Origin of the sequence: Aeromonas molluscorum 848, from assembly GCF_000388115.1 — a bacterium.
Taxonomy (GTDB): Bacteria; Pseudomonadota; Gammaproteobacteria; order Enterobacterales; family Aeromonadaceae; genus Aeromonas; species Aeromonas molluscorum.
In genome coordinates this window covers 1-954 of sequence record NZ_AQGQ01000305.1, presented here as the reverse complement: position 1 = coordinate 954, position 954 = coordinate 1, and the positions used below count along the sequence as shown (strand labels likewise).

The 954-nt window shown below is 63.0% G+C and carries 1 protein-coding gene; it reads right to left on the bottom strand.

Annotated features, from left to right (window positions below):
* Positions 1–904, bottom strand: a 904-nt coding sequence (locus tag G113_RS20155) for a T1SS-143 repeat domain-containing protein (RefSeq protein ID WP_236611816.1), incomplete at its 3' end; no start/stop codon positions are given.
* Positions 905–954: the final 50 nt, after the last annotated feature.

The following is a 954-nucleotide window of genomic DNA, read 5'->3' as shown; positions in this document are numbered from 1 at the left end:
TTCGCTCCCCTCGGTGATCCAGCTCGGCGCTCAAGACCACCTTGGCCGTGACGCTCCAGTTGCCGTTGTTCTCAACCAGGCTCAGCTCGGCACGCAGCACCTCACGGTCGTCGCTACTGGTTCCCACCAGCTCCCCGCTGGCATCCAGGGTGAAGGTCACCGGGCTGCCGTGGCTGCTGTACTTGCCATCCAGACTGCTTTGAATGGCCGCGATATCGAACCTGAGGCTGTCGGGCGCCAAGGCATCGGCACCGTGGTCCACGGTGAAGCTCATGGTGCTCACCACGGCGCCATCGCCCTGGTTCGCCTCTGTCATCTCGGTGCCGGTCACGGCGCTGATGACCGGATTGGCTCCATCGCCGATGGCAACGCTCAAGGTGGAGGAGACGGTATCCCCATCACTGTCGGTGAGGGTGAAGCCCGCCTTGAGCAGGCTATCCGCACTGCCCTGATCCAGCGGCTGATTCAGGGTAAAGACGTAGTGCCCTCTCTGATCAAGCGTGAGGGTAAAAACATTCTGGCCGTTGACGGCGCCGCTGATGCTGTTGCCGCTGATGCTGATGACCACAGGCGCACCACCGCTGGTGAGCCCCTGCAGGCCCGGCTGGCTAGCATCGAAGCTGATGTTGGCAAGGGGATCGCTGCCGGCGGTGATGTTGAGATCCCCGGAGAGGGTCTGGGCCGCGCTCCAGTTGCTGTCCTCCACCAGAGTCAGGGAGACGGGATCGACCTGGGGCAAGGCGCCGTCGGTGATCTGGATGTTGAGGGTGCCGAGGTTGCTCTGGTCGCCGTCAAAGTCGGTGCCTTGCACCTGCAGCCCCAGATTGACGCTGTTGGTACCCACAGGTTGATCCAGCACGCCATCGAGCTGCACATGGTACTTGCCGTCCAAGTCCAGGGTCACGGTCAGCACCGTCTTGCCCCCCCGCACTCCAGCAGGGTAATGACATTGCC